This is a genomic window from Desulfobacter vibrioformis DSM 8776 (assembly GCF_000745975.1).
GTDB classification, from domain to species: Bacteria; Desulfobacterota; Desulfobacteria; order Desulfobacterales; family Desulfobacteraceae; genus Desulfobacter; species Desulfobacter vibrioformis.
Genome location: NZ_JQKJ01000053.1, coordinates 1 through 7,109 on the forward strand (window position 1 = coordinate 1; position 7,109 = coordinate 7,109).

Annotated in this window: 10 protein-coding genes and 1 riboswitch; of the genes, 8 read left to right on the forward strand and 2 right to left on the reverse strand. The window is 48.0% G+C overall.

All coding sequences use genetic code 11. The annotated features are described in order from the left end of the window. Window positions 1-118: 118 nt before the first annotated feature. The 3 genes from Q366_RS18560 to Q366_RS22225 all read left to right on the forward strand — a co-directional run bounded on the left by Q366_RS18560 (window position 119) and on the right by Q366_RS22225 (window position 2,034). Complete coding sequence (locus tag Q366_RS18560) at window positions 119-952, forward strand: ExeA family protein (protein ID WP_051958161.1); 834 nt, start codon at window positions 119-121, stop codon at window positions 950-952. 73 nt (window positions 953-1,025) lie between these two features. After that, window positions 1,026-1,208 carry a hypothetical protein gene (locus Q366_RS18565; RefSeq protein WP_035242089.1) on the forward strand — a complete coding sequence of 61 codons (183 nt, stop codon included), beginning with the start codon at window positions 1,026-1,028 and terminating at the stop codon, window positions 1,206-1,208. A gap of 37 nt (window positions 1,209-1,245) precedes the next feature. Then, on the forward strand, window positions 1,246-2,034 hold the full coding sequence (locus Q366_RS22225; RefSeq protein WP_035242090.1) for a DNA-primase RepB domain-containing protein: 789 nt from the start codon (window positions 1,246-1,248) through the stop codon (window positions 2,032-2,034). Window positions 2,035-2,231: 197 nt separating this feature from the next. On the opposite strand, the gene Q366_RS18575 is transcribed toward Q366_RS22225, so the two are convergent. Next, complete coding sequence (locus Q366_RS18575; protein ID WP_035242091.1) at window positions 2,232-2,510, reverse strand: hypothetical protein; 279 nt, start codon at window positions 2,508-2,510, stop codon at window positions 2,232-2,234. 153 nt (window positions 2,511-2,663) lie between these two features. On the opposite strand from Q366_RS18575, the gene Q366_RS21080 reads away from it, so the two are divergent. From Q366_RS21080 to thiF, 5 genes are all read left to right on the forward strand, one after another. Further along, entirely contained in the window at window positions 2,664-3,197 is a 534-nt protein-coding gene (locus tag Q366_RS21080) for an IS3 family transposase (protein ID WP_084691911.1), read from the forward strand. A 70-nt stretch (window positions 3,198-3,267) separates the two neighbouring features. Further along, window positions 3,268-3,360, forward strand: a riboswitch (TPP riboswitch). Between the two features lie 94 nt (window positions 3,361-3,454). Further along, window positions 3,455-3,652 (forward strand): sulfur carrier protein ThiS, encoded by a 198-nt coding sequence (gene thiS, locus Q366_RS18585; protein WP_035242094.1) that lies wholly within the window; start codon window positions 3,455-3,457, stop codon window positions 3,650-3,652. Between the two features lie 2 nt (window positions 3,653-3,654). Beyond that, window positions 3,655-4,431: a thiazole synthase gene (locus Q366_RS18590; RefSeq protein WP_035242097.1), complete on the forward strand. Its 777-nt coding sequence runs from the start codon at window positions 3,655-3,657 to the stop codon at window positions 4,429-4,431. Window positions 4,432-4,545: 114 nt separating this feature from the next. Next, window positions 4,546-5,652 carry a 2-iminoacetate synthase ThiH gene (gene thiH / locus Q366_RS18595; RefSeq protein ID WP_035242100.1) on the forward strand — a complete coding sequence of 369 codons (1,107 nt, stop codon included), beginning with the start codon at window positions 4,546-4,548 and terminating at the stop codon, window positions 5,650-5,652. Next, window positions 5,652-6,188 (forward strand): sulfur carrier protein ThiS adenylyltransferase ThiF, encoded by a 537-nt coding sequence (gene thiF, locus Q366_RS18600; RefSeq protein ID WP_035242102.1) that lies wholly within the window; start codon window positions 5,652-5,654, stop codon window positions 6,186-6,188. The genes thiH and thiF overlap by 1 nt, the downstream gene beginning before the upstream one ends. A gap of 225 nt (window positions 6,189-6,413) precedes the next feature. Here thiF and Q366_RS22065 read toward each other — a convergent pair whose 3' ends face one another. Beyond that, entirely contained in the window at window positions 6,414-6,632 is a 219-nt protein-coding gene (locus Q366_RS22065) for a YheU family protein (RefSeq protein ID WP_084691912.1), read from the reverse strand. Window positions 6,633-7,109 lie beyond the last annotated feature (477 nt).

A 7,109-nucleotide genomic window follows, 5' to 3' on the forward strand; every position in this document is an offset into this window, starting at 1 on the left:
ATAGTCCGGACTGATCCTGTTGATACACTTGAATACCCGGCGTTGCTCAAAAAGTGGATGGCCGATCACGCAGCCACCGGGCTGCCGCCTGCTTATTTGCCCAAGGAGGAAAACACCATTGAATAACATTGATATTAAAAGTCTGTATGGCCTTAAGTACAACCCGTTTTTACCAAACATCCCCGAAGAGGCACTTTACACGCTTCCCGGATCAGAGATGTTTGAAGTTCGTATTCGTTCCATGGCAGGACAGGGCGGCTTTGCTTTGATTACCGGAGAACCCGGGTTGGGCAAAAGCAAGACCCTGCACAAAATGGCCTGTTGCCTGGAAAAAATCCCTGATCTTGCCGTGGGGGTTATGCAGCGTCCTCAAAGCAGGCTGGGGGACTTTTACAGGGAGCTTGGAGAGTTATTTAATGTGGCTCTGTCTCCTGCCAACAGGTACGGAGGCTTCAAAGCCCTTCGAGAACATTGGATACATCATTGCCGGAGCACCTTGTTTAAACCGGTTCTGCTCATTGATGAGGCCCAACATGTCTCTGACGAATGCCTGACCGAATTAAGAATTCTTCAAAGCCATCAGTTCGACTCGCAAAACCTTTTGTTTACGATACTTTGTGGCGACAACAGGCTTCCTGAGAGGTTCCGCTCACCAGAACTGCTGCCATTGGGAAGCCGGATCGGCCCAAGATTGGTTCTCGAGCCGCTTACGCCGGATCAATTACAGGATTATCTTCATTTTGCATTGGATCAGGCCGGCAACAGCCGGTTGATGTCCGAAGGATTAATACGGACCCTGGCCGGGCATGCCGCCAACAATCTGCGGATTCTTAACCAGATGGCTGCAGAGCTTTTAAATACCGCTGCTGTGAAGGAACTGCCCAAAATAGATGAGGCCTTATTTTTTCAGTTATTCTCACCTAGCCGATCCAGACCAAAACGAGATGAATGAAAGACCTGATTGAAAACTTGAATATCTTTGACCGAGAGACCAAGGCCGGTCAAAAAAATAAGAGGAAGATGAAATGAGTATTTATGATGACCCTGATATCACATTTGAAGAAATTGCCATAGAATTAGGATATCTGATGCGTGACATCGCCGTTACAGGACTTAAAAGTTTGAATCGGGAGTATCGTGAGTTCAGGAAATTCCAAATGGAACAGGACGAAAAAGAAAGTCCAATAGATCACGACGAGTGGATATAACCCATATGCCCGGACCTCAGAGTCCGGGCGCATACCCATGGAAAGGATTTTCTGGAAAATCTGCAATTATTTTAACCATCGCTTCAGCCTGGCCGTCCTTGATGAATCAACAGGCAAATGGCCGGTCGCCCCTTTCCCTAAAAATATACCTTATCTTAAAGCCGAAAATGCCGGCGGCAGACACATCCTGCTTAAACCGGATTCTGACATCCAGCCTTATTATTTTCTTGCAGATGATTTAAACAGCGACCTGCTTACCCGACATCATCAATTAAAATCTGGATTTTTTAAACCCGGCAGAATGGTCATAGAAACTTCGCCCGGCAATTATCAAGTATGGATTCATAGTTCTCGCTTCCTTGACCTTGCTGAAAAACGGTACTGGCTGAAGAAACTGCACAGCGACCCCGGTGCAGACCCTAAAAACAGGTGGGGCAGATGCCCCGGGTTCAGGAACAGAAAGGCAAAACACAAAACGCCTTCAGGACAGTATCCATTGGCAAAACTGATATGGGTTGATTGGAAACGTCAGGCGAATATCCCTGAAAGAAATCTATCCTCTTGCTCTCAAAAGGCTTTTTCCCATCAACCCCAGGGGGGAGTGTGTCATAAAAACAAGATTACCCGGTCCCTTTATGATAAAGGTAATGAATCCGCCACTGATTTCGCATATGCTTTAGCGCTTTATCGAAGAGGATTTACCCGAATGCAAATCCACAATCGTATTATCCAGGAAAGGCAGGATTGGAGTAATCATGCGGGTGAACAAAAAAAAGCACAGTATCTGACGAGGACTTTACTGAAAGCAGAAAAAATTATTGGCTAAAACCGGATGCATTTGATTTTTGATCACGCCCTGATTTATCGTGATTTATCTCAGAAAAAGCGGTTTTAATTACCGCCTCTTCCCGTTTTTTTACTTTATTCAAACCCTCTCCGCTTATGTCTTAAAAATACGACCGATAAGCGCAACGCGTTCCTCATCTTTGTTGACCGTCAATCCATCAATTTGCGAGTCCGCGCTCACAATGTCACGTTTTGGCGATTAGCTTCAAAATCTTCTTTTTTTTGTTTGGCGACGCTCTCTCTTTTAGGTAGCCTCCGGCCTTCAATAAGGTCTGATCTCAAAAGGGCAGCTTTTGCAGGGATTATTTGGTCAGCGTATTGTCGTCCCACTTTTTCCTCGTGCAGCTTCCCGTCTTTTTTAAACATGACATAATAAATTTTTTCATTGCCTGAACCCCCAATCCTCTCCCCAAGACGATAAAAAACACCAGGTTTTTCAGTCTTTATTCTTTTCATAAGTTGTATTTCCAACCTTTTGATTAAAATATATCGTTTTTAGCCCGCATTGTTGGTGTCTTTAGTTTCATGCTTCGTTGTTTCCGCTAGGACATGGGGGTTATACAAACAGATCGGCCAGCTCACCGTTGAGAATGACTGGCTAAAAAAAGGTTGACAGAATCAGTAGCTGACAGAAGGCTCCTGGTTGACAAAAAACATCCCGAGATCAGCATTACCAAGCAGTGTGAACTGCTGCAAATTTCAAAGGGAGTCCTGTATTACAAGCCGAAACCTGTAGATTCATATACTCTTACCCTGATGGATCTGTTGGATGAGCAGCACACCAGGACCCCTTTTTATGGGAGCAGGCGGCTGACCGCCTACCTTAATGCCCTCGGGCATCCGGTTAACCGGAAGCGAGTTCAGCGGTTGATGAAACTGATGCGGATAGAAGCCATCTATCCTAAGCCCAAAACCCTAAGTCCAAAACGACCAAAAGAGGGGATTGGATTTATCGCATTAAGGATGAATGCATGGGAAAGAGCAGCATACATGCTCATATACTGCCCTCATGCTTCCATCACCGGCTACGGCGCTCGGGTTGCTTCCCAGCATTGCCCTATCTTCCGAGCTGGCGAACGAAAAATATCATATAAAAAACTCGCAAGCAAAAAACGTCCTGATTGCACACGGGCAAGTGCGTAAAGAAAATAGGGAGGGGAATTTAGGCGTTCAACCCGGGGTTGACAAATCTTTTCATTCTCTATATAGCTTAATCCATCGCGTGGGGTGGCGCACAGCGCCTGAGATAATACCCATTGAACCTGATCCGGATAATACCGGCGAAGGGAAGCGGACAAGACAGCAATAAACCGGGAGAAATCCGGATTTAGGCCATATTATAAGCCGCTTGCCCCTTCCTTGGGGGAAAGCGGCTTTTTTTTTAAAAAAGGATTTTGCCTATGAATATTTTTGTCAACGGAAACAAGGAATGCACAGAGCCCTGCACTTTGGCGCAGTTGATTGCCTGGAAAAAGCTCGATGCCGGGGCACTGGTTATTGAGCTCAACCAGCAAATCATTAAACAGGAATTTTGGCCGACAACTGAACTTCAGGAAGAAGATCGCCTGGAAATGCTCAGTTTTGTCGGAGGAGGATGATTATGAACGACGATGTGCTTTTATTGGGGGAGAAAGAATTCAACAACCGGTTACTGACCGGCACCGGGAAATTCGGCAACCATGGACAAATTCCCAAGATGCTCGCGGCCAGCGGTTCACAAATGATCACTGTGGCCCTGCGTCGGGTAGACATCACGGCTCAGTCTGAAAATATTCTTGAATATATCCCCAAAGATGTGACCCTGCTGCCAAATACATCCGGGGCCCGCAGCGCAGAACAGGCTGTACGCATTGCCCGCATTGCCCGGGAAGCCGGTTGTGGTGATTTCATCAAAATCGAAGTTATCACCGATATGAAATACCTGATGCCGGACAACTGGGAGACCTTGAAGGCCACGGAAATTCTGGCCAAAGAAGGATTCCAGGTTCTGCCCTATGTTCTGCCGGACCTGCCCCTGGCCAAACGTCTGGAAAACGCCGGTGCAGCAGCGGTCATGCCTCTGGGCGCACCCATCGGAACCAACCGGGGACTGGAGACCAGACCGCTGCTTGCCATGTTAATTGAAAATGCTTCTGTACCGATCATTGTTGATGCGGGAATCGGCAAACCTTCCCAGGCCGCGGCTGCAATGGAAATGGGAGCAGACGCGGTTCTGGTGAATACTGCCATTGCCACGGCCCGGGATCCGGAAGTCATGGGACGCGCCTTTGATCTCGCGGTCAAAGCCGGACGGGCTGCCTTTCTGGCTGAAATGGCCGAGGAATCCACCCTTGCCCGCGCCTCTTCTCCGCTCACCGGATTTCTTGACGGAGAATAGAAGCAAAGAACCCTAAAGCGATCAATCACATTTAAAGCGTATCAGAACTTTAAAGCATAAGCGCCGCGTTATGAAAACCAATGAGCTTGAAGCGTTCTGATCAAGGATCAAATCATGTCATTTTATGAGGTAGTTGAACAATACCGTGATTTTGATGTTCCCAATTTTTTTGACCAGGTGAGTGATAAAGACATCATCCGTAGTCTGGCCAAGGAAAAACCCGGCCCCATGGATTTCCTGACCCTGCTGAGCCCCCGGGCTGCCGGACATCTTGAGACCATGGCCCGTAAAGCCCATCAGTTGACCGTGCAGTATTTCGGACGCACGATCCAGATGTTCATTCCGCTGTACATCTCCAACCACTGTAACAACGGCTGCGCCTATTGCGGGTTTAATCATAAAAACCCGATTCTGCGCCGAAAACTCAGCCTGGAAGAGATTGAAATTGAGGCCAAAGCCATTGCCAAAATCGGCATGCAGCACATACTTTTTCTCACTGGTGAAGCCCAGCACATGACCCCCATGTCTTATCTGCTGGATGCGGCTCAAGTGCTTAAGAAGCATTTTGCATCAGTGGCGATTGAGGTCTATCCCCTTGAGGTCGAGGCGTACCGCCAACTTAACGAGGCTGGTGTCGATTCCATGACCATGTTCCAGGAAACCTATGACCAAGGTGTTTATAAACGGGTTCATCTGGCTGGTAAAAAAATGGATTACCACTGGCGGCTCAACGCGCCTGAACGGGCCGCAAAAGGCGGTATGCGGGTGGTCAACCTCGGGGCGTTGCTTGGTCTGAGTGAACCGCGCCGGGACATGTTTTTCACCGGGTTACATGCCCGCTACCTTGAAAATAAGTATATCGATACCGAGATTGCCATTTCCCTGCCCCGGTTTAACGAAGCGGAAGGCGATTTCCAACCCGACTACCTGGTGGATGACAAAACCTTTGTTCAGTTCATGACCGCGTTGCGCATCTTCCTGCCACGTTCGGGACTGACTATCTCCACCCGTGAAAACGCCACCTTTCGCGACCGCATTCTCCCCTTGGGTGCCACGCGTTACTCTGCCGGATCAAGTACCGGTGTAGGTGGATACACCGAGATACCGGCCGGTCAGACCCCGCAATTCGAAATTACCGATGCCCGCAGCGTGAAGGCGGTGGCTGATGCGATTATCGCCCATGGCTATCAGCCGATTTACAAAGACTGGGACTGCATCTGATGAAAATCGGTATTGCCGGGGTCGGCGGTATCGGCTCCAACGTGGCCCTTAACCTGGTTCGAAGCGGAGTCAAGCAACTCAAACTAGTTGATTTCGACCGGGTAGAACCCGGCAACCTCAACCGCCAGTTTTACTTTGCCGATCAGATCGGCTTGTTCAAGGTCGAGGCACTTAAGATCAACTTAAGCCGCATTAATCCAAAGGTGCATCTTGAGGCGCAGGTTCAGCATATTGACGCGCAAAACTGCGCGGAACTTTTTTTCGACTGCGACCTTATCGTTGAGGGCTTTGACCGCCAAGTCGATAAAAAAATGCTCATCGAGACCTTTGCTAATACAAAAAATGTGGTTTCTGCCTGTGGTATTGCCGGATCCGATTTGAGCACCATACGCTCGCGGAGAATCGGCAACAGTTACATTGCAGGCGACTTCGCCACAGATTGTCATCAGGCACCGCTATTCAGCCATAAGGTCACCACCGTCGCCAATTACATGAGTGAATTCATTCTTTGTCAACCTGGCGTGCTTCATGGCTAACATGATAACGCTAAAACCGGTTTTTTCATCCGGCATCATGGAATGTCGGTGTTTCATATCAGTTTTCTCCGCTTCACCGGATATGGATTTTTTCGAAAACTCATATTCAAGCCGTCTTTTAGCGTTTCAAAATTCAGGGGGAATAAATGGGTGACCATGTGAAGCCGTTGGCATAGAATGTCATCAGCAGAAAATCAACCCAGTCAGTACTTCCCCAACTAAATCTCATCTCCCAAGGGTCTTCACCAAAGGATCATCGCTATTTAAAATAGTGCATGATTCAGTTCTCGGGTCGAAAACAATAACTGCCTTGCCGGATCTTAGTTGGGCTATCACCTGGGCAACTTTGGTTTCCAGGGGCACCTCAACCTCACCATAGTCAGTGCCATCTCGGGTGACAAATTCTTCAACGACACTATCAAGAGGCAGGGAATATGAGGGAATTGGCTATGGGGGTTTTATACCGGGATTTTGCGGAGAGAAGCGGGAGCTCGTGGGAGAAAATTACCAGGAGGCGATGACATGTTTACCCCTGATAGTGGTGTTCTTGGAGCCTTGGCCGCTTTATAGTGGCGTTTGACGTGGTGGCTTGGTCGTGGTGTTTGGTGTGTAAGCGCTTAATAAACCACACCTTGGCAAGTACGGTTCGTTATGCGATATAAAGAGGACCTGCAAGACTGGGCATATCGAGATAGTGAGGCAACAAGGTTTTGTAATCATCCTTGATTATAAGTATCGAGGAGTTTTTCCAGAGGGAACAAAGATACCAGTATGGTTAAAGACTATTTGCTTTGGCAGTTTCAATTAGGCTGTAAATGCCCCACACTGGCAGTGACTCAGGCGTTACAGAAAAGTAAGCGCGAGATTAACCGCATCTTGTATGAGGCAGCCTATTATGAGATACAAGGAGGACCGGCGAGT